Below are 23,518 nucleotides of genomic sequence, written 5' to 3'. Positions count from 1 at the left end.
CACCAGGGGGCCACAGCCCTTGGGCGGGTGAATCGACGAAGTGGGGACGTGGCAGGGATGATCCCGTGACAACGCGAGCGTTCGTATCCGCGTTCCGGGACGCCCTGACCCGGCTCGCGTCTCCTCCCGCTGATCAGATGAGGTACCTGACAGCACTCGGCACAGCGGACCTGCTCGATGAGCTTGCTCTCGAGTTCGATGGCTACTTCGTTCCCCTGGCTGGCGAACTGCGCCGGAGGGCTCCGCGCTGCGAGTCTCTGTGCCGGCGTCTTGACGGCATGCTGGACTCTGACACGCTCGGGTGGCGGTTCGATGATCTCGGCAGCGATGAGTGGAGTGAGATCCGGTCCGTCGCGGTGGAGGCGGTCGTGGCCTTTGACGAGGCATACGGCGGAGCTCGCATGGACCGCTTCGATGACGCGGTGTCATGGGGGTCGGCGACGCGGACGCTGAGCCTGTTCACGTTCTGGCCCCGGAGCGCCGGCGGAGCTGTGCCCGCCATCCGGTTCGCTCCGGAGCCCGATAGTGTGCGGACGTACGAGCTGGAGGACCTGGAGTCTTTCTCCCCAGAGTTCCTGTGCTTTGAGTACGACCTGAGGTTCAGCGGGCTCCCTGACGAGGTGGAGGACGCCGTAGGCGCGTATCTCGCGCAGGCCCTCGGCGCTGGCGCCGTGATCGCGTGGTTCGGCTACGAGGACACCGTCCACTTTGCCAACATCCTGACCCGCAGTGGCGCGCGCGACATCTACGGCGTTGCCGACGCCAGCGGGGCGGAGCTGCGGGTGGATGAGACGAGGCGCAGTCCCGCCGAGTGGGCCGACGTCATCGAGTCGTTCGCGTTCCGGGCGTTCGGGGCGCGACCAGGCGGCGGGCGGTACTTGAAGTGGGGCGGATGAGCGCGGGCGAGACGGTCGACTACTCGGGCATCCCTGGCCTGGAGGATCTCTCCTTCGAAGACAGCTGGGTGCTGGAGATCGTTCGGCACGCCGACCGGATCGTGTTCCGCGTCGATGCGGTGCTGACGGAGTCGCATCCCGAGTTTGCGCCGCCCCCGCCGGGTGAGCAGTACTGCTACCGGCGCGGCGCGCTCGTGTTCGACTCGATCCGAACGCTGCTCTGGTCGGCTGATGGCCTGGTACGTGCGGGCATCGACCCGTCCGGCGAAACGGACCTCGGCTCCATCGACTCCTTCTCGAAGGTGGGCGAGGCGTACGTCGTCGTCGGCGACTTCGGCACGCTCACGATCGAGTCGGAGGCGCCCGTCTTCTTGATCGACCCGACCGAGGGAGAGCGCTGAGCGATGAGTGGTTCGAGGAACACGAAGATCCCACTCGGGCCGCTCTCTCCTCCGCCGTCGGCATACACGGAGGAGGCCGTGTTGGTCGATCATGGCGGCGAGGTGGAGCTCCGCTACGCCTACGAGCGCGATGGTGGCCGCGTAGTCCGAGTGGAAGCGCAATGATCGTCAGGTCGTTGCGCTGGTCGCCGTTCCTCGCGTACACGTACTTGGGCGGCGTGATCGCCGGTACGAGCGTGCTCGCCGTGATCATCGTGGAGGCGGTCCGGAACCCGGTCATGCTCTTCTGGGCGATCTTCGTCGGCGCCGCGTACTTCTGCGTCCTCCTGTCGGTGCTGATGCTCGTCGGGTCGATCATGATCGCCTGCAGACGGCTCGCTTCGATCGATCGGATGTCGTCGCTCTGGCTCGCCGTCGTCGGCGGCCTCCTCGGAGGACCGGTCGTGGCGTTGGCTATCTGGTGGCCGATCACCTTCCAGTTCCCGCCGATCTGGTTCTTGTCGCTCATCACGCTGATCGTCGGGATCGCGTACTGGCGGTACGTGGCCGTCTACGAACGAGCGCAGCAGTCGCACTCAGAGACGGGGTCGTAGGGGATGGCGATTGGGAGCATTGACCGGATGCCGGTGGCCCGGATCGGCAGACCGTGGTGGAAGCGGACGTGGGTGTGGGCCACTGCGCTCGTGGTCGCCTGCCTGATGGGGTACGCGTTCGTGTTCGCTCAGATCAACGCGACGTCCATGGGAGGGCAGCCGTTGAGCGACCGAGAGGTCGTGGGTACCTGGGTGGGCAAGACCACCGGCGGAACGATCGAGATCAGCGCTGACGGCACTGCGGAGGTCCACGACGTCGAGTTGCGGGATTGGTCGGGCTTTCGCCCCGATGTGACTCAACTGGTCTCCGGGAGCGGATCCTGGCGCACTGGTTCGCGGCCGAGAACGAGCTGTGGGTCGAAGTCTCCGACACGGACGAGGCAACGCTCCAGCTGTTCTCCGCTCGTGACATCTGGGGTCAGCTCACCCTTGTGCTGGTGGCGGACATTGATTCTGCTCGCGGCGAGGACCGATTCGTCAGGCGGACGGAGTGATCCCGTGGCGACGTCGCGTAGGAGCGGAAGAAGTGACCTGACCGGGCCGGCCGTGCCGTTCCACGTTGTGTTGGCGGGAAGCGCCGAGCAAGTGTCGAGTGCCGTGCGATCGTGGGAACTCGCGTGAACCGGCGTGAGACTGAGCGGCAGCTCAAGCAACTCAGAACGCTGTGTGCGACGGAGTTGTTCGGGTGAGCGGCCCGATCGAGGCGGCTTTGCGTGCGCCGGCGCGGATGCGACTCAAGCGGGTCATCCTGTGGTCTTCCGTGTGGTTCGTAGCGGTCGCAGCTTTCGGGTTCGTCTATGTGATGCCCCCGATCGTGTCAGGTTTGCCGCTCAGCACGGATGACGTGGTCGGTGTGTGGGGCACCGGGAGCGGTGGGACGCTCACCTTCGAGCGAGACGGATCCGTTCGTTCGGAGAACCTCGTACTCTCGACGAGTCCGTCCGAGGGGCGCGTGCCGAAGCCGCATCCGATCGAGGACTTCCATGGAGAGTGGTCGATCGATTCCGTGCAGCCGATGTCGGTCGTCGTCACCTCGACGGATCCGTTGGCGGTGATCCAGCCCGGCGGGGGACGCAGCCTTCGTCTCTGGCGAGGCGTCCTCGGGTTCCAGGGGACGCTCGACATCATTCCCGATCTCGACAGCTCCAAGGGCTGGACGCGGTTGGTGAGGCAGTGACCGTCGTGTCGTCCGCGGAGATGATCGCGCAGAGGAGCCGCTCATGCTTGAATCAACCGTACGAGGAACGGAGAGAGCTCTTCGCTTGATCCGGTGATCCGGTGATCCGGTGATCCGGCGATCCCAAAGGAGGGTTCATGAGCGGTCGCCGCGCGCTGTCGCCGGTGATGCGAATCACGTTGCTCTTCGCCATCCCCGCCGTGCCAGTGGCGCTGGTTCAGGGGATGAAGGTCACCGACGCGTTCGCCACCTCGCCTGAGCGTGGATGGGAAGCGCTGAGCTGGATCTTTGCAGCGCTCGGGGTCGTCGTCGGGATCCTTGCGGCTATCGTTCTCGTCCCCGGGCTGCTGATGGAACGGCGTTGCCGACAGCTGCGAGCCCGGAGCCTGGGCGATGTGTTTGTCGCTCGGAAGAGTCTGCAGCTCTCCGGCGCGCTCAGCACGGTCATGAGGCGGCCCGTGGTGCGCTCCCCGTGGACCGAACACGTGATCGTCGCGGTTGAAGCCGAGGGGCTGACGTTCTTTCGGCTGCTGGGCCCCGACGTGCCGATCGCACTGATTCCATGTGCCGAGGTGATCGACGTGACGGTGGCGGAGGCCCAGTTCTCGATCGGTCGGGCGCCTGCGCTCACCGCGTTGACGGCAGAGCAGGTCGCCGGGGTGGAGTTCCTTCCTCAGCGACCCCGCTCGTTGTGGATGTGCAAGATGAGGCCAGCAGAACTGGCGACCGCGGCTGAGTCCCTGCGCTCGCAGCTCGGGCGGCAAACGCGTGCGCTCAGTCGGGACGGGCGAGACACCGATGTCTGACCGCGCCAAGCGCCGCCGGCCGCATTCGCGCGCGCTGCGGCTCGCTGCATGGGCGACCGCGATCCCGTTGGGTCTTGTGGTGGTCGTGAAGGTGATGGGCGGGTTCGCCGAATCGGAGTCGAGAGGGTGGGAACTGGTCGGCGTCGTAGGCATCGGCCTGCTCGCGATCCTGGCGGTCTGGATGCTCATGGCATTGACATTCGGAGTGCCGAAGGTGCTCGCGTATGAGCGGATGCGGCGACGGACCACCTACCCCGTGTACCTCGCCCGTCGACCGGTCGACCTCCCCGATCGGCTCACCGCGCTCCTTCACAGGCCGGTGCTGACCTCTGGGTGGGACGAGTTCTTCGTCGTGGTGCTGTCCGATCTGCGGCTGGAGATCCACCGAGTGTGGGGGAGCTCAGAACTGCTGGCATCAGTTGACTGGGCGGAGTTCGATGGGGTCAGCATCCGGCCAGAGGAGTTTCATGTTGGACGGGTTGATGCGATCGCCTGCACGAGTCGTGAGACTGGCGAGGTCATCGCCTTTCTGCCGCATCGGCCGTACCCGCTCGGAACCTCGCCGATGCGCGGCCCCCAGCTCATCGAGGTGCTCGGTCAGATCGAGCAGCGGGTCGCGGCATCCGAGCGACACGCGAGTGCGCCGTGAGCGGATGGTGAGGCAACCGTGAGGGCGAGCGTGCGAGCGTTCATGAGCTCCGATGTGGACATTGCGACGTACGTGTCCCCGGACCGACGAAATGATGCCGTCTGGCTCCGCATGCTCGTGGGGCCGGCAGGCGAATCGGGCGAGGAGTCCTTCGACGTGCTCGTTTGCACCCCGCTCTGGCTGGCCGACGATGCGGTCGCTCGTGATCGTCCGCGCATCGGTCGCCACCTGCTCATCGTCGAAGAACTCGACCTTCGCGTGGCGTGCGACTTCCTCTGCGCTTCGGTGGAGTCGGTCGTGGGCGACGATTGGAACGCGATCGGCGAGCGGATCGCCAGGATCGGGTACTGGGAGTTCGAGGACTACCATCCGTCGCGTCATCGCCCAGGCAGTTGAGGCGTCGCGTGGACACCTTCCCGAGCACACCCTCGCCTACGGCGTCGAGGTCGATGGGACCGATCTACTTCTCGAGGGCCTCGTGAACGACGCAGCGCCCCGAACCGGCCGAGCGGTCCTCCTTGACTTCCTCGCGAGCGACGCGACGCCGCACGTTCGCACGCTCTTGCTGAGCGAGACCGCGTGCCTGACGTCGGGGATCCGCGAATGCACCTTCAACGTCTTCAACGTGACCGTGGACGTTGGCAGCGCACTCGTCACGATCGACGACGACCTGGATACGGAGCGAACGTTCACCCTGCCGCTGGCGGAGTTCCTGCGCGCGCTCGCCGAGGATTCAGGGGAGGATGCATGACCCCGGAACGGTGGAACGCGCCGGAGGGTTTCCCGGCCGATTACGTCGTCACCGACGTGGATCTCCCTCGTCCGGCGTGGACCGCGAGTTCGCCGCGCCAGGCGCCGACGGGCGGCGCCGAGTCATCCGATTCGAACCGAACGAAGCGGACAGCTGGATCGCGTCGTTCGCCGCTCCGCGGCCGGGCGTGCGGAGCCTCAGCGCCCTGCTCGCCACCCCGGACCCCGGCACGGCGTGCATCGTCGAACGAGGCAGCGCGTTCTATGGCGATGCGCGCACCGGCGACGGGTTCGAGACGGTGGTGGATGCCGAGCCGATCGTGCAGGCGACCGCGCTGGCGTCGGTGGGACTGCTGTTGCTGCACACGTCGTGGACGCTCGTGGCGTTCGACCATGCGGGACTTCGTTGGGAGAGCGACCGGCTCGCGATCGACGGATTCCAGCTCACCGGCCTCGAGCAGGGTCGGGTGATCGGGCTGGATCCCGACGACGGCGGGCACCCGTTCTCCGCGCATCTGGAAACCGGCGAGACCGATGCGGGTGGGCAGGGTGCTTCGGTAGTCATTGGTCCTGAAGAGAGGTGCCCAGAATGACGCTCAGAGTCTCGGTGCTGCTGTCGATGCGGCGGGCGCTCCGGGGGCTGGTGACGCCGGGGCTCCGCGCAGTGGCGGTTCGCTGGGATGGCGGAGTGATCGCAGCGCGGTTCCTCTTCGATCACGATCCGGGGAAGGAGGACCGGGCGGATGTCTCCCTCGCGGAGCGCCGCGTCGTCGCCGACTTCACGTCGGAGTACGCGGTGCAGATCGCCGCGATCTGGATTCCACGCCCGATGGCCCTCATCTTGAACGAGGGGGAGGAATGGGTGTACCTCCGCAAGGAGTGGAGCTTCGACGAACTCATCGTCGAGGAGATCGTCTCGGACTTCCGCGAGGAGCTCAAGGACGACTACGTCGAGCTCTGGGCGTTGCCGTGGAGGATCCGGCGAGCGTTTCCGGGCGTCTCCGACGAGCGGGTGCGCGAGCTGGGTGCCGTCATCCTGAAGGCGCTGTTGACGGATGCCGTGATGGGCAACCTCGACGGCAACACCGGTCGGTTTCATCCGTGGTCTGTCGACGGCTTCGAGGTCGCCATGTCCGCGTGGCGGGCGCTCGACCGCGACCCGAACATGGGAGACATCGGCTGGATCGCCGCCCTTCCGTTGGACGACTGAAGCAACGCGCCGGCGAGCGGCGCGCTCCGCGCCTGACCGCGCTACGCCAGCTCGGCGATGATCGGGTGGATGGCGTCGTCGAAGGCGGCGGCGTCGCTGCGCAGCGAGTCGGTGACGGCGACGGTCTTGCGGCCGATCCACCAGACGCCGACCTCGGCGAGCGGCAGCACCTCGACGTTCAGCTCGAAGGAGTGCGCGCGGCGGCCCACCTCGCGCTCGTGCTCGGCGATGGTGCCGGCGTACGCCCGGTACGAGTCGCCGCGGCGCGACTTCGAGGCGGTGCGGTAGCTCTCCTCGGCCCACTCCACCCACGCGAGCGCCGCGCCCGCGTGCGGCACGACGGCACGCGCCAATTCCTCGGCGCCGCTGCGCGGCAGGGCGATGGCCGTGCCGTACGCCTCGACGAGTTCGAGCGGCACGGGGGAGGGATGCTCCTCCGGCTCGACGGTCATCTCCCACCACGAGCGCCATTGGCGTTCGAGCCGCCCGTCGTCGGGGGCGCGGCTGCCGACCGCGCCGACATCGCGCAGCCGGGGCAGCTCGGCGGGCGCCCCGACCGCGAGCACCTCGCGGAGATAGAGCGCGAGCAGGATTCCGCGACCCGCATTCTCACGGATCACCCACGACGGCGTCGCCCCCGCATGCATGACTGAATTCTAGTCGCCCAACCGCCGCTACCCTTGGAGGGTGAGCGCCAACTCGTCCTACGCCGCGGCTGGAGTCGACACCGCCGCCGGCGACCTCGCCGTCGAACTGATGAAGGCGCAGGTCGCCGCCACCCACGGGCCGCAGGTGCTCGGCGGGGTGGGCGGCTTCGCCGGCCTCTTCGACCTGTCCTTCGCGAAGGACTACGCCCGCCCGCTGCTGGCGACCTCGACCGACGGCGTCGGCACGAAGATCGCCATCGCCCAGGCGCTCGACAAGCACGACACCATCGGGCAAGATCTCGTCGGCATGGTCGTCGACGACATCGTCGTGGTCGGCGCGAAGCCGCTGTTCATGACCGACTACATCGCCTGCGGCAAGGTGGTGCCCGAGCGCATCGCCACCATCGTCACCGGCATCGCCCGCGCCTGCGCCGACACCGGCACCGCCCTCGTCGGCGGCGAGACGGCCGAGCACCCGGGCCTCATGGGCGCCGACGACTACGACGTCGCGGGTGCCGCGGTCGGCATCGTCGAGGCCGACCGCGCCCTCGGCGCCGAGAAGGTGCGCGACGGCGACGCCGTCATCGCGATCTCCTCGAGCGGCCTGCACTCCAACGGCTTCTCGCTCGTGCGGGCCATCCTGCGCGACGCCGGCATCGGCTACGGCGACCACGCCGCCGAGCTCGGCACGAGCTGGGGCGAGGCCCTGCTCGAACCCACCCGCCTCTACTCGGGCCAGCTCGTCGAGCTGCTCGAGGGCGAGCACGGCGCCGCGGTGCACGCCCTCTCGCACGTCACCGGCGGCGGCCTCGCCGCGAACCTCGCCCGGGTGCTGCCGAAGGGCTCCTACGCCGAGCTCGACCGCACCACCTGGTCGCCGGCCCCCGTCTTCCGGGTGCTGAACGAACTCGCCGGCACCACCCTCGAATCGACCGAGGGCACCTGGAACCTCGGCGTCGGCTTCTTCGCCGTCGTCGCCGACTCGGCCGCCGACGCGGTCGTCGCCGAGCTCGACCGGCTCGGCCTGCCGTCCTGGCGGCTCGGCACCGTCGCCCTCGGCACGCCCCCGGGCGACGGCTGGGAGCAGGGTGCCAAGGGCGTCGACGGCGGCGCGGTTCGCCTCGTGGGCGGCTACGCGAGCTGAGACCGACATGGCCACCGCGTACTCGATCGGACTCATCGGCACCACGCCGGCCGAGCACGTGCGGGCCCTCGCGCCCCGCATCGAACAGCTCGGCTTCCACGCCCTCTGGCTGAACGACGTGCCCGGCGGCGACTCGCTCGCCGGCCTCCGCGAAGCGGCCGCGGTCACGAGCGGGCTCGGCCTCGCGACGGGCGTCATCCCGCTCGACCGCCGGCCCGCCGCCTCCCTCGACCTCGACGGCCTGCCCGCCGCGCGCACCCTCATCGGCATCGGCTCGGGGCGTGCGGACAAGCCGCTCGGGCTCGTGCGCGACGGCCTCACCGAGCTCCGCGCCCGCACCTCGGCCGCGCTCGCCGTCGGTGCGCTCGGCCCCAAGATGCGCGAGCTCGCCGCGCACGAGGCCGACGCCGTGCTGCTGAACTGGCTCACCCCCGACGCGGGCGCCGCCGCCCGCTCGGAGCTGCACCGGCAGGCCGCCGGCCGCGAGGTGCGCGCCGTGCTCTACGCCCGCACCATCGTCGAGCAAGCGGCCCGCCCGCCGCTCGAAGAGGAGTCCGCGCGCTACCAGTCGTTCCCCGCGTACGCGGCGAACTTCGCCCGGCTCGGCTTCGACGCCATCGACACGACCATCGCGGATGCCGAACGGCTCGCCGCCTACGACGGCCACGTCGACGAGCTCGTGCTGCGCGCGATCACCCCGAGCGGCTCCCTCGACGAGCTCGAACGCTTCGTCGAGCGCACCGCGGAGTGGCTGCCGACGCCATGAAGGTGCTCGTGACCGGCGCGACCGGCTACCTCGGGGGACGGCTCGTTCCGAGGCTGCTCGCGGCCGGCCACGAGGTGCGGCTCATCGCGAGGCATCCCTCCCGGCTCGCCGAGGCCCCCTGGGCCGGCGACGTCGAGATCGTCGAGGGCGACCTCACCGATCGCCGGGCGGTCGACGAGGCGATGACCGGCGTCGACGCCGCGTACTGGCTCGTGCACTCCATGGGCGCGCCCGGCGACTTCGAGGCGAGCGAGCGCGCCATGACCGAGCAGTTCGCCGCCTCCGCGCGCGAGCACGGCGTGCGCCGCATCGTCTACCTCGGCGGCCTGCACCCGCCGGGCGTGCCGCTGTCGCGCCACCTGCGCTCGCGGGCCGAGGTCGGCGAGATCCTGCTGCGCTCGGGCGTGCCGACGATCGTGCTGCAGGCGGGCGTCGTGATCGGCTCCGGCTCGACCTCCTTCGAGATGATCCGCCACCTCACCGAGGTGCTGCCGTACATGCCCGCGCCGCGCTGGGTGCGCTCCTTCATCCAGCCGATCGCGGTGCGCGACGTGCTGCACTACCTGATCGGGGCGCTCGACGCGCCGCCCGAGGTGAACCGCGCCTTCGACATCGGCGGGCCCGACGTGCTGCGCTACGGGCAGCTCATGAACGGCTACGCGGTCGAGGCGGGCCTGCCGCAGCGGCCCATCGCCGCACTGCCCGTGCTGACCCCGTGGCTCGCGGGGCAGTGGGTGAACCTCGTCACCCCCATCCCGCGCCGGCTCGCCGTGCCCATCATCGAGTCGCTGCAGTACGACTGCGTCATGCACGACCACGACATCGACGAGGTCATCCCGCCGCCCGCCGAGGGCCTGCTGCCCTACCGCACCGCCGTGCGCCTCGCCCTCGAACGCGAGCGCGCAGGCGAGGTCGAGACGAGCTGGCGCAACGCCGCCGCCCCCGGCGCGCCGAGCGACCCGCTGCCGAGCGACCCGGACTGGGCGGGCCACACCGTCTACACCGACGAGCGCACCCGCGCCTGCGCGGCCCCCGCCGCCGAGCTGTGGCGCGTCATCGAGGGCGTCGGCGGCGAGAACGGCTGGTACTCGTTCCCGCTCGCGTGGGCGGTGCGCGGTTGGATCGACAAGCTCGTCGGCGGCGTCGGTCTCGTGCGCGGCCGCCGCGACCCGCACGAGCTGCACGAGGGCGAGGTCGTCGACTTCTGGCGGGTCGAGTCGCTGGAGCGCGGGCGCTCGCTGCGGCTGCGCGCCGAGATGCGGGTGCCGGGCCGGGCCTGGCTCGAGCTCTCGGCGGAGGAGGCGCCCGGCGGCGGCTCCCGCTACCACCAGCGCGCCGTGTACTTCCCGAAGGGGCTCGCCGGCCGGTTGTACTGGTGGGCCATCCTGCCCTTCCACGGCATCATCTTCGCCGGCATGGCGAACCGCATCACCGCCGAGGCCGAGGCCGGCGCGCGCGAGCACGCGGGAGCGAGCTCGTGACCACCGTCGTCTGGTTCCGCGACGACCTGCGGATCGCCGACCACCCCGCGCTCGCGGCCGCCGCCGACGACCCGGGCGGCGTCGTCTGCGTCTACGTGCTCGACGAGGCATCCGCCGGCATCCGCCCGCTCGGCGGCGCCGCCCGCTGGTGGCTGCACCACTCGCTCACCGCGCTCACCGTCTCCCTCGCCGAGCTCGGCGCGACGCTCGTGCTGCGCCGCGGCCCGGCCGGCGAGGAGGTGCCGCGCGTCGCCGCCGAGGCGGGCGCCGACCGTGTGCTCTGGAACCGCCGCTACGGCGGCGCGGAACGCGAGGTGGATGCCGTGCTGAAACGCGGGCTGCGCGACGCGGGCCTGGCCGCCGACTCCTTCCCGGGCGGCCTGCTGCACGAGCCGTGGACGATCACCACGAAGGAGGGCGGCCCCTACCGCGTCTACTCGCCGTTCTGGCGGGCGTGCCTCGCCGCACCGCCGCCCGCGCGGCCGCTCGACGCGCCCGACTCGCTCCGCGACGCGGCCGGCACGGTGCACTCCGACCGGCTCGACGACTGGGCGCTGCTGCCCACCCGCCCAGACTGGGCGGGCGGCCTCGCCGAGACCTGGCAGCCGGGGGAGGCCGCCGCCCTCGAACGGCTCGAGACCTTCCTCGACGAACGCGTCGACGACTACGCCGACGACCGCGACGTGCCCGCCATCGACGCGACCTCGAACCTCTCGCCGCACCTGCGCTGGGGCGAGCTCAGCCCGCGCACGGTGTGGCACCGCGCCACCGAACCGGGCCCGGCGTCCGCCGCGTTCCTCGGCGAGCTCGGCTGGCGCGAGTTCGCCTGGCACACCCTCTTCCACGCCCCGGACCTCGCCGAGCGCAATCTCGACCGCCGCTTCGACGCCTTCGAGTGGGCCGAGCCCGACGAGGAGCTCGTCGGCGCCTGGCAGCGCGGCGAGACGGGGTTCCCCCTCGTCGACGCCGGCATGCGCGAGCTCTGGCGCACCGGGGCCATGCACAACCGAGTCCGCATGGTGACCGCCTCATTCCTCACCAAGAACCTGCTCACCGACTGGCGCGTCGGCGAGCGCTGGTTCTGGGACACCCTCGTCGACGCCGACCAGGCGAGCAACCCGTTCAACTGGCAGTGGGTGGCGGGCTGCGGGGCCGACGCCGCGCCCTACTTCCGCATCTTCAACCCCTTGCTGCAGGAGAAGAAGTTCGACCCCGAGGGCCGCTACGTCGGCCGCTGGGCGCCCGACAGCGCCGGGCGGATGCCGATCGTCGAGCTGCCCTTCACCCGGGAGCGCGCGCTCGCCGCGTACGCCCGCATCCGCGGGAGCTGAGCGCGCGGGGCCGAGGGAGCTGAGCGAGCCGAGCGAGCGCTCGGCGCGGGGCCGCAGATGCACCCGAGCTGGGGGTGCGCGCGAGGAGTTTTCTCCCTGTGGCCCATGCGGGGCCCGTTTCTAGGCTGATCGCGTCCTGCCACCTGTGCGCGTCCGCGCACCAGACGCTCCGGCCCGATCGGAGCGCCGCCGAGGCAGGGTGCCAGACCCGAAGGCGTCCCTACATGACTTCGCAGGCTTCTGCCGTCGCACCCTCCGCGCGCCCGTCGCGCTCCCGCCACCTGCTCCGATTCGCCGCCTGCGGCGTCGCCGCCTCGCTCGCGCTCGCCGCGCAGCCGACGGCCGCGTTCGCTGCGCCGCCGAGCGTTACGGGACCCAGCGAACCCGTCGCCTACGTCGAGCAGGCCCCGCCCGTCTCGGTCGGCGAGCAGGTCAGTTTCGCCGGCGGCTCGGCCTACGGCGGCGGCTACCTCGACTTCGCCGTCGACGGCGGCACCGCCGACGAGACCCTTTCGCTGCTCACCGCGGAGGCGGCCGACACGACCGCCGGGGTCGTCAGCATCGTCGGCACGAGCGTGTATTTCGGCAACGGCACCGCCGCGGACCTGATCGGCGCCGTGGCATCCGACCGCGCCGGCGCGAACGGCGCGCTGCGCATCGTGTTCGCGAGCCCCTTCGACAACCCGAGCTTCGAGGACGACGACAGCATCGGCGGCTGGACCGTCATCGAGGACCGCGTGGACCTCGGCGTCACCACCATCGCCGGCGTCCGCAGCATCGACCAGAGCACGTACGCGGGCCTCTCGGGCGGGCCCAGCGCTCCGCTCGACGACGACGCGGCACCCGTCACGGCGAGCTACACCGTGCGACTCAGCACCGTCGACGCGAGCCACGGCGCCACGAGCCTCGAGCTCACGAGCGACATGCAGACGGCCGAGGGCTGCGACGTCGTGCACGGCCCGGCCGTCTACAGCAACCCCTTCGAGGCCGCCGCGAACGACAAGATCTCCTTCGACTGGCGCGCGTTCCAGGGCTCGGACGACTTCCACGTCTACGGCTACATCCTGAACACCGCGACCGGCGCGCAGACCCCGGTGCTCGACGCCACCGGCGGCAACGAGGTGAACGCCTTCGTCACGAAGGAGACGGTGATCCCCGCCTCGGGCGAGTACCGCTTCGTCTTCGTCGGCGGCACCCAGGACAAGACCTGCGGCCGGGCCGCGGGCGCGACCCTGCTCATCGACAACGTGCGCGTCTTCGGCACGAAGGTCACCGACGCGGTCGCCGCGTCGATCAGCGACAAGCTGCAGTACCACAACGCCTCCGACGACCCGGCGGCCACCCGCACGATCTCGATCACCGCGGCCGACGCCGACGGCCAGGTCTCCGCGGCCGGCAGCGTCGCGATCGCGATCACCGCGGTCGACGACGCGCCGGCCTTCGGACCGGTCGCCCCGATCACCCTCGTCAACCAGGACGGCGTGCAGAGCTACCCGACGACCGCCGGCACGCTCGACGCGACCGACCCCGACAGCCCGATCACGAGCGCCATCGTCGGCGGCGAGCAGGTCACCACGACGATCGACGGGGTCGCCTACACGCAGCGGAAGGCCGGCACCTACGGCACCCTCTACCTCGACGGCGTGACCGGGGCGTACGCCTTCGTGCCGGATGCCGCGGCCGCCGACGCCCGCCAGCGCGACGACAGCGAGTCGTTCGAGTTCGAGATCTCGGCCGAGGACCGCTCGCCGGGTGGCCCGCACCCGGCCAAGACCGCCCGCCAGTCGCTCACCGTCTCGTTGCAGGTCGCGGCGAGCGGACCCGGCGCGGGCACCGCGACGAGCGCCGTCGCCGGGTTCGAGCGCGCCGTCGTCAGCTGGACCGCCCCGGCCTGGGAGGGCGGTGCCGCGATCACCGGCTACGTCGTCGAGTGGTCGGTCGACGGCGGCGAGTCGTGGACGACCGCGACCGAGGACACCGGATCGGCCGCCACGAGCGCCACCGTGCTCGGCCTCACCGCCGGCACGCCGCACGTGTTCCGCGTCGCCGGCCTGAACGCCAACGGGCAGGGCCCGTGGGCGACGATCAGCAACGAGGCCGTGCCCTACACGAAGCCGGCGGCACCCGCGCCCGTCACCGCGACGCCCGGCGACACGACGGTCGAGCTCGGCTGGACCGCGCCCGTCGCCGACGGCTGGTCGCCGGTCACCGGCTATCGCATCGAGCAGTCCATCGACGGCGGCCGCACCTGGGCCACCCTCGTCGCCGACACCGGCACCCCGCTGCCGATCCTGCTGCGCGGCCAGGCCCTGCGCCCGACCGCCCTGCTCGCGCCGACCCCGGCGACGAACTACACCGTCACGGGCCTCCGCAACGGCGAGCCGGTCGCGTTCCGGGTCTCGGCGATCAACGCCGCCGGCACCGGCGTGCACGCCGAGACGGCGCTGACCACGCCGCGCACCACGCCGGGCGCCCCCGCGCCGCTTGTCGCGACCCCCGACGACGCCCGCGTCGCGCTCAGCTGGACGACGCCGGCCGACACGGGCGGCGCGCCCGTCACCGGCTACCGCGTCGAGCAGTCCACCGACGGCGGCAAGACCTGGACCACGCTCATCGCCGACACCGGCAGCACCGCGACGAGCACCACCGTGACGGGACTCGCGAACGGCACCCCGGTGGCGTTCCGGGTCTCGGCCCTGAACGAGGCCGGCAGCGGACCGGCGGCGGATGCCTCGGCCACGCCCCGCCGCCCCGCCGACGCCGTGACGGTCGACTCGATCACCCCGGGCAACCGCACGCTCACCGTGGCGTTCACGCCGCCCGCGGACGACGGCGGCTCGCCGATCAGCGGCTACGAGTACTCGATCGACGGCGGCAAGACCTGGATCCCCGCCAAGGGCACGACGAGCCCGATCGTGATCGAGGGGCTCGGCAACGGCGTGCCCCAGTCGGTGTCGGTCCGCGCAGTGACCGACGCCGGTCCCGGCGAGGCATCCCCGGTCCAGACCGCCACCCCGGTGCGGCAGCCCATCCGCAGCTCGTCCGGTGCGCTGCCGAAGCTCGCCGCGGGCGCGGCGGCCTCGACCCTGAGCGGCGTCGACGAGCCCGTCTCGACGAGCACCGACGGCGACGAATTCGTCATCTCGGGCGACGGCTTCGAGGTGCGCGTGCAGGCGGTCGGCCCCGACGGTAAGCCCGTGGCCCTCGTGAACGGCGCTCTCGCGGTGCCCGCGGGCGGTTCGCTGCGGATCAGCGGCTCCGGCTTCCAGGGCGGCAGCGTGCTCGACTTCTGGCTGCTGGGCGCCGAGCTCGGGCTCGGCGAGACGACGGCGAAGGCCGACGGATCGTTCACCGCGACGCTGACCCTGCCGAAGGGGCTGCGAATCGGGGCCGAGACCCTGCAGATCAACGGGCTCGCGCCGGACGGCGGCGTGCGCAGCGTCGTGACCGGGATCACCGTCGTGGCCGCGAACGATCTCGCCACCACGGGCCGGGACGTCTCCATGGAGTCCGTCGCGCTCACCGGCGGCGGCGCCCTCCTCCTCCTCCTCGCCGGCATCTGGATCAGCGTCATCACCCGAAGGCGCCGAGGCGAGGGTCGCGCACAGCTCTGAGCCGACCACCCGTCTTGGCGATCGGGGCGGAGGTGCATCCTCCGCCCCGATCGCCATGCCCGGCCCCGGTAGACTCGCGACGAGTCATGAGCGCCGAACCAGCCATCCGAGTCATCCTCGTCGAGGATCAGGCGCTGTTCCGTTCCCTGCTGAGCGATCTCGTGCGCGCGGAGCCCGGCTTCGAGCTCGTCGCCGCCGCCGGTGGCATCGCGGAGGCGCGGGCGCTCGCGGCGAACGCCGAGGCCGACGTGATGCTGCTCGACATCGAGCTGCCCGACGGCAACGGCTTCGAGCTCGGTCGCGAGCTGCGGCGCGCCCGCCCCGGGCTCGGCGTCGTGCTGCTCTCCAGCCATGACGTGATGGAGCTGCTGCTCGCCCTGCCCGACGGCGAGCGCGCCGGGTGGAGCTATCTCTCCAAGGTCTCGTCCACCTCCCGGGAGACCCTGCTGCGCGCCCTTCGAGTGAGCGCCAGGGGCGCGAGCATGCTCGACCCCGAACTGCTCGGGCGACTCCGGCCGCGACGCGGCAGCGCGCTCGCCGGGCTCACCCCGCGTCAGCTGCACGCGCTGCGGCTGCTCGCCGAAGGGCTGTCGAACGCGGCCATCGCCCGCGACATGGGCATCTCGAGCCACTCCGTCGACAACCTGCTGAACGCCGTCTACTCGACGCTCGGCGTGCGCGACGACGGCGATCTCAACAGCCGAGTCGCCGCCGCCCTGCACCTCGTGCGCGACGGCGCCCCGGGCGGGGCCGGGGCATGAGCCCGCGCGCCCGCAGCGCCCCGCCGACGGCCTCGACGCCGACGGCCTCGACCAGCGCGCTGGCGGTGCGCGACCGGGCCGACGACCGGCGGGTGCTGCTGTTCACCGCGGGCGTGCTGCTCACGGCGTTCGCGATCGGCTCGACGCTGCAGACCATCTTCATCTACCGCCCGGAGCGGATCGCCACCTCGGAGCTCATCGCCGAGGCCCCGCAGCTGCCCGACCGGCTGATGACGAACCTCGTGACCGTCGCGATCGCGCTGCTGCTCGCCGCGTTCGTGCGGCTCGAGGAGCGGCGGCCGGTCGCCGCGGCCGGCGCAGTGCTCGCGATCGCCCTCCCGGTCGCCCTGGCCCGGCACGGGCTGCAGCTGCTGCTCGGCATTTACGTCGCCCCCGAGCTCGACGTCAGCCTCGTCGAGGTCTTCTCGGTCGCCGCGGTCATCGTGGTCGCCCTCGGGCTGGCGCTCGCGCAGGTGCGTACGCGCGTCCGGCTGCGCGAGCACGAGCGCGCCGAGGCCGAGCACCGGCTGCGGGCCTCGACGGCGCTCGCCGAGCTCGCCGCGGAGGAGATCCGGGTGCGCCGCGAGGTCGCCGACGGCCTGCACGGCACCCTGCAGGGACGCCTGGTGCTGAGTCAGGCGGCGATCGACGCGATCCAGCGCCGGGGGGTCGAGGAGGGCTGGAGCGAGGCCGCGCTCGAGCAGCTCGCCGGGGTGCGCCGCGACCTCGAGCGGATGCGGGAGCACGACGTGCGCGAGCTCAGCAACCTGCTCTACCCCGTCGGGGTCGACGTCAGCCTCGACCACGCCATCCGGGCGCTCGTGCGCCGCGTGCCCGCGGAGATCGACATCACCGCCGAGGTCGCCCCGGAGGCGGATCTCGCCCTCGACCGCGGTGACGACGCCGTGGCCCAGCGCATCGCCGTCGTGCGCGGCGTCGAGGAGGGCATCACGAACGCGCTCCGCCACGGCGCCGCGACGACGATCCGGGTGGCGGTCGGCGTCAGCGGGGGAGACGTCGGCGGTGCCGGCGGCGGCGAGACGCGAGTGCGCGCGACGGTCGAGGACGACGGCATCGGCCTGCCCGACTCGCCGCGCTGGAACGGGCTCGCCCGCACCTCCGAGCGACTCGGCCTGCGCGGCGGACGCGTGGAGCTCGCCCCCTCCGTCCTCGGCGGCGCCCGCCTCGAGGTCGAGGTCGGCGCGGCCCCCTCGCGCTGACCGCGGGCGAGCCGGATGGGTCGGCGCGGCGCCCGCGTCAACGACGGGAGCGCAGCATCTGTTCGCCGGCGTCGACGTAGGCGGTGAAGAGCCCGGTGACCGCGCGCAGGCGTTCGGCCGCGTGCGCGTCGTCGGTGAGCGGCTCCGCCGCCTCGAGGGAACGGATGAACGCCCGGGACCGCTCCTGGCTCGCCGCGAGGAGCTGCTCGAATCCCCCGGCGGCCTCGATGAGGAGCCGGCGGCTGCCCGGCTGCGGGATCGTGCGGGCGAGTCCCCAGGCCGCGAGCTCACGAGTGGCCTGGCTGACCGCGCCGGCGCTGAGCCCGAGCGCGTCGCGCAGCTGCTCCGACGACGATGGTTCGGCGCGCAGCAGCAGGTAGCCGTAGACCCGCCCGGTCGCTCGGGCGAGCTGCCATGAGGCGAGCGTTTCGCCCATCACGTCGATGAAACGCTGCTCCTCGGCGTCGGTCATGCGGCGGTCCCTTCCTCGCTCGGCGGCCGGCCGTGCCATCCTCGCAGCAGCTCGAGCAGGAGCTCGCTCACCGCGTCGGGCGCGTCGAGCGTGACGATGTGCCCGGCGCCGGGCACGACGTGCTCGGCGACGCCCTCGGCCGCGGCCCAGCGGGGCATCGCCGTGGCGATGTTGCCCGTGCGGTCCTCGGCGCCGCGCACGAGCGCGAGCGGCACCGGGCTGCGGAAGCCGGGCTCGGGGGAGACGAGCGAGACGGTCGCGCGCCAGACGTCGAGGAACACGGCCTTCGGCATCCGCGCGAACATCGCCTCGGTGCGGGCGATCGCCTCCGGCGTGACCGCCGACGCCCGCGCCATCAGGCCGGGCAGCCGCCCGGCGGGGACGAGCGCGAGCATCGGCGCCGCGAGCCGCAGTGCGAAGCGCTCGCCGGTGGAGAGCGGCCCCGCGTTCCAGGTGGAGTCGAGCACGACGAGCCCACCGGCGCGCTCGGGGTGCGCGCGCACGAACGCCTGGGAGAGGTTGCCGCCGAGCGAGTGCCCGACGAGCGCGGGGCGGTCGAGCCCGAGCGCGTCGATGAGCGCGGCGAGGTCGGCGAGGGCGTCGGCGGCGGTGAAGCGTGTGCCGGCGTCGAGCCGGGACGCGCCGTGTCCGCGGAGGTCCCAGCGCACGGTGCGGTGCCCGGCCGCCGTGAGCGCGGCGAACTGGGCGTCGTACATGCCGCGGTCCATGCCGGCGCCGTGGGTGAGTACGACGGGGGTGCGGCCCGAGCGGTCTCCCTCGGCGAGTTCGTAGCCGAGCTCGGCGCCGGGGCGGGCGAGCGATCCCGTTATATTCACCATTCTCTGAATATAACCCACCATCCCGACTTGCCCGACTTTCATGAAAGTCGGGCAAGTCGGGGTTAGGGGCGGGTGACCGCCACCCGCTCGGCGAGAGCGCTCGCCGCGGCGAGATCCGGTTGGGCGCCGACGCCGCCCGCGCCGCGCGTCGAGGCGGTGCCGCAGGCCACTGCGAGCGCGAGGGCGCGTTCCGGCGGGAGGCTGCCGAGCCGGGCGGCGAGGAACCCGGCGGCGAGGGTGTCGCCTGCGCCGACGGTGTCGACGAGCGGTCCGTCGATGCTGGGGGTCGAGGCGACGATCCGCTCGGTGGCGCCGTCACGGCGGCGGGCGGCGACCGCGCCCTCGGCGCCGAGCTTGCCGACGACGACCCCGCCCACGGGCATGACGTCGAGCACGGCTTCGACGGCGTCGTCGAAGCCGTTTAGGCCGGTGATGCCGCAGAGTTCCTCGGCGTTGCCGAAGTACACGTCGCAGTGGGCGAGAAGGGCGAGGATGCCGGAGTCCCACTCCTCGGCGGGGTCGAAATTGCCGTCCACCGACGTCGAGAGGCCGAGCTCGCGGGTGCGGGCGAACAGCTCGGCCGCGCCCGGGTGCAGGGCGTGCTGCAGGAAGTAGCTGCCGACGTGCAGGTGCCCGACGCCCGCGAGCAGCTCGTCGGTCACCTCCTCGGCGGCGACCGTGCCGATCGAGCCCATCGAGGTGAGGATCGCCCGGTCGCCGTCGGGCCGGGTGAGGTGCGTCGAGGCGCCGGTCGGCAGGCTCGCGTCCACCCGGACGTGCTCGGTCGCCACGCCGCGCCGGCCGAGCTCCTCGTCGAGGAAGCGGCCGAAGGCGTCGTCGCCGCGCACGCTCAGCAGGGCGGTGGGGATGCCGAGTGCGGCCGCGCCGCACGCGGTGATCGCCGAGGAGCTGCCCATGGTGAGCGTCGTCGCGCGCACGAGCTGTTCGTGCTGGCCGAAGCGCAGTTCGCCGTCGACGTCGATGATGAGGTCGACGCACAGCTCGCCCACGACGAGCAGTCGCCCTTCGGTCACCTCGGCCGTTGCCACTCGCACCACACTCCTTCGAACTCGATGCCCGTGTTCCGGCTCCAGTCTGCGGCAGCCCGGACGGCCGCGTCGCAGGCGCGCGTCGTCGCCGCCTCGCCGCGGTCGGAACCGTGCACCGTGACGACGGCCCAGCCTGCGGTCGGGCCGCCCGCTCCGGTGGCCGGCGCGGTCGGGCCGTCGCCGCTCGCGACGGTGACCGGCGCCGGGATCGCGAGCGCGATCACCTGGCCGGCGCCGAGCTCGAGCGCCCCGGCCACCGCGTCGGCGATGGCGAGGAGCAGCTCGCGCGACCGCGGGTGCTCGCGGCTCGCGACGGTGACGACGGGCATCAGTCGGTGACCAGGACCGAACGGTTGAGGAACGGCGGCGTGTCGGGGTTGCGGCCCCGCAGCGTGGCGAGCTCGACCGCCAGGCGGTGCACGAGCGGCAGGTTCGCCTGCGGGTCGAGCCCGTTCACGTAGCTCGTGGCGCCGGTCGAGCGCACATCGTCGACGATGACCTCCGGGGCCTCGCCGAGGAACCAGACGAGGGTGTTGGGTCCGGCGCACGAGATCGGGCCGTGCTGGTACTCCCACATCGAGTACGCCTCGGTCCAGAATCCGGCGGATTCACGGATCTTGAGCGCGGCCTCCTGCGCGATGCCGACGCTCCAGCGGTGGCCGAGGAAGACGATGTGCTCGATCTCGGCCGGCGCCATGGGCAGCTCGGCGGCGAGTGCGGTGCGGCCGTCGGCGACGAGCTGCTCGCCGGCGAGGCCGATCGAGGCGCGCAGCGCGGTGAGTCCGGTGGTCGCGAAGCGGGTCTGCACGATCGACTGCTCGTCGGCGAAGCCGAGGTGCACGGTGCGGTCGGCGCAGAGGCGGCCGAGCGGCGTGTCGGTGTCGCCGATGATCGCGGTGATCGTGTGGGTGTCGCGGTAGCGCTCGACGAACTCGACGACGTCGGCCGTGGTGCCGGAGCGGGAGATCACGACGAGGTGCTCGTCGTCCTCGATCCAGGGCAGTTCGCTGGGGATCGCGGCCCGGGTGCGCGGCAGGCCCGCGTCGTTGCGCAGATACGCGTAGGCGTCGCCGATGTAGTACGAGGTGCCGCAGCCGACGATGAGGACCTTCTCGTCGGGTCCGGGCAGGAGAGCCCGGTGCTGCGGGTCGAGTTCGATGGCTCGGGCCCACATCTCGGGCTGGCTCGTGAGCTCCGCCCGGGTGATCGCGGCCGGCTCGGCGATGGGTTCGTTCATCTCGCGTGCTTCCTGACTTGTCGCCGCCGATTGCGGCAATTCGAGCAAAGTCAATCAGAAATGAGCAAAGAATGAAAGCTATTGACGAATTCAGACTATTGTTGAATACTGCCAGGACCGAGAGACGCAGCGCAGCATCGAGGCCGCGTCCGATCACAGATGGCCCAGCATGGAAGCTGTGCCGGGATGCCGCATCGACGAGGCATCCGATCACAACGAAGGAGATCGAAGCGTGAAACAGAGCTCTGGGCGCCTCTTCGGCGCAGTCGGCCTCGTGGCCGCGAGCACCCTGGTGCTGTCGGGGTGCGCGGGCTTCGGCGGAGGCGGCTCAGGTGACGGCGGCGATCAGACGCTGACGTTCACGACCTGGGGCAGCGAGTCCGAGGAGACCACGTTCAAGGACCTCATCGCCCAGTTCGAGGCCGAGCACGAGGGCACCGACGTGAAGCTGAACGTCGTCCCCTACGACCAGATGTTCTCGAACATCGACGCACAGCTCGCCTCGGGCGACGCGCCCGACATCTTCCGGGTCGACTACGGCAACCTCGGCGTCTACTCCAGCCAGGACCAGCTCCTCGACCTCAGCGACTCGTTCAGCGACGACGAGGTCGCCGAGTTCACCCCGGCGATGTGGGAGGCCGTCTCCTACGAGGGCGTGCCCTACGGCGTGCCGCACCAGACCGACGTCTCGGCCCTCCTCATCAACACTCAGATGCTGACGGATGCCGGCATCGACCCGGCCTCGCTGCCGACGACGCAGGACGACGCCTGGACCTGGGACGAGTTCGCCGCGGTCGCCGGAGAGCTCCGCTCGGCGCTGCCCGCCGACAAGTACCCCTTCGTCTACAACTGGCAGCTCGGCGGCGCGCCCCGCTGGCTGAGCTGGCTCTTCCAGGCCGACGGCACCTTCCTCGACGGCGACACCGCGACGATCGACTCGCCGGAAGGGGCGAAGGCGCTCGACTTCACGAAGAGCTTCTTCGACCAGCAGTGGGTGCCGCCGACGAGCTCCACCAAGGGCACCGTCTACGCCGACTCGCTCTTCACCGAGGGCACCGCGGCGATGGCCTTCGTCGGCTCCTTCCTCGTGCCCGACATCGACAGCCTCGCGAAGTTCGACTGGACGGCCATCCCGATGCCCCGCGACGAGCGCGGCGCGACCGACCTCGGCGGCAACGCCCTCGTCGCGACGAAGGGCACGAAGAACCCCGAGCTCGCCGCCGAGTTCCTGAAGTTCATGGTCTCGGCCGACGCCATGTCGGAGTTCTGCGCGAACACCAACGAGCTGCCGACCCGCCTCGACCTCGAGGGCGACGCCGTGCAGTTCAAGATCCGCCCCGACGTGATGCCCGTCTTCGTCGACCAGGCCGCGACGATCGAGCCGAGCGACGTGAAGCAGCTCACCTCCCCGGCGATGGCGGCCATCAACACCGCCCTGCAGGACCAGCTCGAGGCGGCCTTCATCGGCGGCCAGTCGACGGCGGACACGCTCGCGAACCTCTCGGCCGCGATCGAGGAGGCGGCGAAGTAATGACCGCTCTGACCGCCCGCGGCCGGGAGCGCGCGAGCGCGTCGCCCCGGCCGCGGGCGGCGCGTCGCGCCGCCCGGTTCAAGGAGTCGCTCGTCGGCTGGGGGTTCGTCGCGCCGAACCTCGTGCTGATGTCGCTCTTCCTCTTCATCCCGATCGTCTGGGCGCTCATCCTCTCCTTCCAGGAGACGAAGGGCTTCGGCGACCCCGAGTGGGTCGGCGCCGCCAACTACGCGAAGCTCCTCGCCGACCCCGTGTTCTGGCAGAGCCTCGCGAACACCGTCGTCTTCACGGTCGCGACCGTACCCATCGAGCTCGCCGGCGGCCTCGGCCTCGCCGTGCTGCTGAACTCGGTCATCCCCGCTCGCGGACTCTTCCGCACCCTGATCGTGCTGCCCATGGTGATCTCGGGCGTCGCATCGGGCATGATCGCGGTCATCCTCTTCTACGAGTCCAACGGCCTCGTGAACAAGGTGCTGCAGACGCTCGGACTCGACGCCATCGGCTGGCAGTCGCAGGGCACCCCGGCGATGATCTCCGTCGTCATCGCGGCGATCTGGCTGCGGCTCGGATTCAACATGATCATCTACCTGGCCGGGCTCCAGTCGATCTCGCCGGAGCTCTACGAGGCCGCGCGCATCGACGGCGCGAGCAAGTGGCAGCAGTTCCGCTCGGTGACGGTGCCGCTCGTCGGCCCCTCCACCTTCTTCCTGCTGATCATGAACGTCATCGCCTCCTTCCAGGTCTTCGACCTCATCTTCGTGATGACCGGAGGCGGCCCGGGCAACTCGACCTCGGTGCTCGTCACCTACGCGTATCGGAACGGCTTCCAGATCCGCGAGCAGGGCTACGGCGCCGCGATCGGCATCGTCATCCTGCTCATCACCCTCGTCTTCACCTACATCCAGTGGAAGACGAACCGCACCCGAGACCTCGTGGAATAGGAG

At 71.4% G+C, this 23,518-nt stretch carries 25 protein-coding genes; 19 read left to right on the top strand and 6 right to left on the bottom strand.

The features are described 5' to 3' along the window. Window positions 1-65 precede the first annotated feature (65 nt). The 10 genes from M3147_RS08455 to M3147_RS08410 all read left to right on the top strand — a co-directional run bounded on the left by M3147_RS08455 (window position 66) and on the right by M3147_RS08410 (window position 6,482). Window positions 66-896, top strand: a complete 831-nt coding sequence (locus tag M3147_RS08455) for a hypothetical protein (protein ID WP_251203031.1) — start codon at window positions 66-68, stop codon at window positions 894-896. After that, on the top strand, window positions 893-1,297 hold the full coding sequence (locus M3147_RS08450) for a hypothetical protein (protein ID WP_251203030.1): 405 nt from the start codon (window positions 893-895) through the stop codon (window positions 1,295-1,297). The genes M3147_RS08455 and M3147_RS08450 overlap by 4 nt, the downstream gene beginning before the upstream one ends. A 161-nt stretch (window positions 1,298-1,458) precedes the next feature. After that, complete coding sequence (locus tag M3147_RS08445; protein WP_251203029.1) at window positions 1,459-1,890, top strand: hypothetical protein; 432 nt, start codon at window positions 1,459-1,461, stop codon at window positions 1,888-1,890. 685 nt (window positions 1,891-2,575) lie between these two features. Then, the gene (locus M3147_RS08440) at window positions 2,576-3,067 is read left to right on the top strand and encodes a hypothetical protein (protein WP_251203028.1); all 492 of its coding nucleotides are present in this window, start codon (window positions 2,576-2,578) and stop codon (window positions 3,065-3,067) included. 137 nt (window positions 3,068-3,204) lie between these two features. Further along, window positions 3,205-3,873 (top strand): hypothetical protein, encoded by a 669-nt coding sequence (locus M3147_RS08435; protein ID WP_251203027.1) that lies wholly within the window; start codon window positions 3,205-3,207, stop codon window positions 3,871-3,873. Continuing rightward, window positions 3,866-4,522: a hypothetical protein gene (locus tag M3147_RS08430; protein ID WP_251203026.1), complete on the top strand. Its 657-nt coding sequence runs from the start codon at window positions 3,866-3,868 to the stop codon at window positions 4,520-4,522. The genes M3147_RS08435 and M3147_RS08430 overlap by 8 nt, the downstream gene beginning before the upstream one ends. 18 nt (window positions 4,523-4,540) lie before the next feature. After that, complete coding sequence (locus M3147_RS08425) at window positions 4,541-4,918, top strand: Imm8 family immunity protein (protein ID WP_308201052.1); 378 nt, start codon at window positions 4,541-4,543, stop codon at window positions 4,916-4,918. 82 nt (window positions 4,919-5,000) lie between these two features. Further along, window positions 5,001-5,273: a hypothetical protein gene (locus M3147_RS08420; protein ID WP_251203024.1), complete on the top strand. Its 273-nt coding sequence runs from the start codon at window positions 5,001-5,003 to the stop codon at window positions 5,271-5,273. A gap of 76 nt (window positions 5,274-5,349) precedes the next feature. Then, complete coding sequence (locus M3147_RS08415) at window positions 5,350-5,865, top strand: hypothetical protein (RefSeq protein ID WP_251203023.1); 516 nt, start codon at window positions 5,350-5,352, stop codon at window positions 5,863-5,865. After that, on the top strand, window positions 5,862-6,482 hold the full coding sequence (locus M3147_RS08410; protein ID WP_251203022.1) for a hypothetical protein: 621 nt from the start codon (window positions 5,862-5,864) through the stop codon (window positions 6,480-6,482). Before M3147_RS08415 ends, M3147_RS08410 begins: the two co-directional genes overlap by 4 nt. A gap of 41 nt (window positions 6,483-6,523) precedes the next feature. On the opposite strand, the gene M3147_RS08405 is transcribed toward M3147_RS08410, so the two are convergent. Beyond that, a complete protein-coding gene (locus tag M3147_RS08405; protein ID WP_251203021.1) occupies window positions 6,524-7,129 on the bottom strand; it encodes a zinc-binding alcohol dehydrogenase in 606 nt (201 codons plus the stop codon). 40 nt (window positions 7,130-7,169) lie between these two features. On the opposite strand from M3147_RS08405, the gene purM reads away from it, so the two are divergent. From purM to M3147_RS08370, 7 genes are all read left to right on the top strand, one after another. Continuing rightward, entirely contained in the window at window positions 7,170-8,273 is a 1,104-nt protein-coding gene (purM, locus tag M3147_RS08400) for a phosphoribosylformylglycinamidine cyclo-ligase (RefSeq protein ID WP_251203020.1), read from the top strand. A 7-nt stretch (window positions 8,274-8,280) separates the two neighbouring features. Continuing rightward, complete coding sequence (locus M3147_RS08395; protein ID WP_251203019.1) at window positions 8,281-9,039, top strand: LLM class flavin-dependent oxidoreductase; 759 nt, start codon at window positions 8,281-8,283, stop codon at window positions 9,037-9,039. Continuing rightward, a complete protein-coding gene (locus M3147_RS08390) occupies window positions 9,036-10,520 on the top strand; it encodes an SDR family oxidoreductase (protein WP_251203304.1) in 1,485 nt (494 codons plus the stop codon). Before M3147_RS08395 ends, M3147_RS08390 begins: the two co-directional genes overlap by 4 nt. Then, window positions 10,517-11,851 carry a cryptochrome/photolyase family protein gene (locus M3147_RS08385; RefSeq protein WP_251203018.1) on the top strand — a complete coding sequence of 445 codons (1,335 nt, stop codon included), beginning with the start codon at window positions 10,517-10,519 and terminating at the stop codon, window positions 11,849-11,851. The genes M3147_RS08390 and M3147_RS08385 overlap by 4 nt, the downstream gene beginning before the upstream one ends. 224 nt (window positions 11,852-12,075) lie before the next feature. Beyond that, on the top strand, window positions 12,076-15,465 hold the full coding sequence (locus tag M3147_RS08380; RefSeq protein WP_251203017.1) for a fibronectin type III domain-containing protein: 3,390 nt from the start codon (window positions 12,076-12,078) through the stop codon (window positions 15,463-15,465). A gap of 86 nt (window positions 15,466-15,551) precedes the next feature. After that, window positions 15,552-16,226: a response regulator gene (locus M3147_RS08375; RefSeq protein ID WP_251203016.1), complete on the top strand. Its 675-nt coding sequence runs from the start codon at window positions 15,552-15,554 to the stop codon at window positions 16,224-16,226. Further along, window positions 16,223-17,446, top strand: coding sequence for a sensor histidine kinase (locus tag M3147_RS08370; RefSeq protein WP_251203015.1), 1,224 nt, complete (start codon window positions 16,223-16,225; stop codon window positions 17,444-17,446). The genes M3147_RS08375 and M3147_RS08370 overlap by 4 nt, the downstream gene beginning before the upstream one ends. Before the next feature lie 37 nt (window positions 17,447-17,483). Here the strand turns inward: M3147_RS08370 and M3147_RS08365 are convergent, their stop codons facing one another. The 5 genes from M3147_RS08365 to M3147_RS08345 form a co-directional block, all read right to left on the bottom strand. Beyond that, complete coding sequence (locus tag M3147_RS08365; RefSeq protein ID WP_251203014.1) at window positions 17,484-17,918, bottom strand: GbsR/MarR family transcriptional regulator; 435 nt, start codon at window positions 17,916-17,918, stop codon at window positions 17,484-17,486. Further along, window positions 17,915-18,757 (bottom strand): alpha/beta fold hydrolase, encoded by an 843-nt coding sequence (locus M3147_RS08360; RefSeq protein WP_251203013.1) that lies wholly within the window; start codon window positions 18,755-18,757, stop codon window positions 17,915-17,917. Before M3147_RS08360 ends, M3147_RS08365 begins: the two co-directional genes overlap by 4 nt. A gap of 62 nt (window positions 18,758-18,819) precedes the next feature. After that, window positions 18,820-19,812: a carbohydrate kinase family protein gene (locus M3147_RS08355; RefSeq protein WP_251203012.1), complete on the bottom strand. Its 993-nt coding sequence runs from the start codon at window positions 19,810-19,812 to the stop codon at window positions 18,820-18,822. After that, complete coding sequence (locus M3147_RS08350; protein ID WP_251203011.1) at window positions 19,788-20,135, bottom strand: hypothetical protein; 348 nt, start codon at window positions 20,133-20,135, stop codon at window positions 19,788-19,790. Before M3147_RS08350 ends, M3147_RS08355 begins: the two co-directional genes overlap by 25 nt. After that, entirely contained in the window at window positions 20,135-21,043 is a 909-nt protein-coding gene (locus M3147_RS08345; protein ID WP_251203010.1) for an SIS domain-containing protein, read from the bottom strand. The genes M3147_RS08350 and M3147_RS08345 overlap by 1 nt, the downstream gene beginning before the upstream one ends. A 232-nt stretch (window positions 21,044-21,275) precedes the next feature. On the opposite strand from M3147_RS08345, the gene M3147_RS08340 reads away from it, so the two are divergent. Both M3147_RS08340 and M3147_RS08335 read left to right on the top strand, forming a co-directional pair. After that, a complete protein-coding gene (locus M3147_RS08340; RefSeq protein ID WP_251203009.1) occupies window positions 21,276-22,574 on the top strand; it encodes an ABC transporter substrate-binding protein in 1,299 nt (432 codons plus the stop codon). Next, a complete protein-coding gene (locus M3147_RS08335) occupies window positions 22,574-23,515 on the top strand; it encodes a carbohydrate ABC transporter permease (protein ID WP_251203008.1) in 942 nt (313 codons plus the stop codon). The genes M3147_RS08340 and M3147_RS08335 overlap by 1 nt, the downstream gene beginning before the upstream one ends. The last annotated feature ends 3 nt before the right edge of the window (window positions 23,516-23,518 follow it).

The organism is Agromyces mediolanus, assembly GCF_023715325.1.
Lineage (GTDB): Bacteria > Actinomycetota > Actinomycetes > Actinomycetales > Microbacteriaceae > Agromyces > Agromyces mediolanus_A.
The sequence above is the reverse complement of the archived record's forward strand: the minus strand, read 5'-3'. Positions and strand labels throughout refer to the sequence as shown.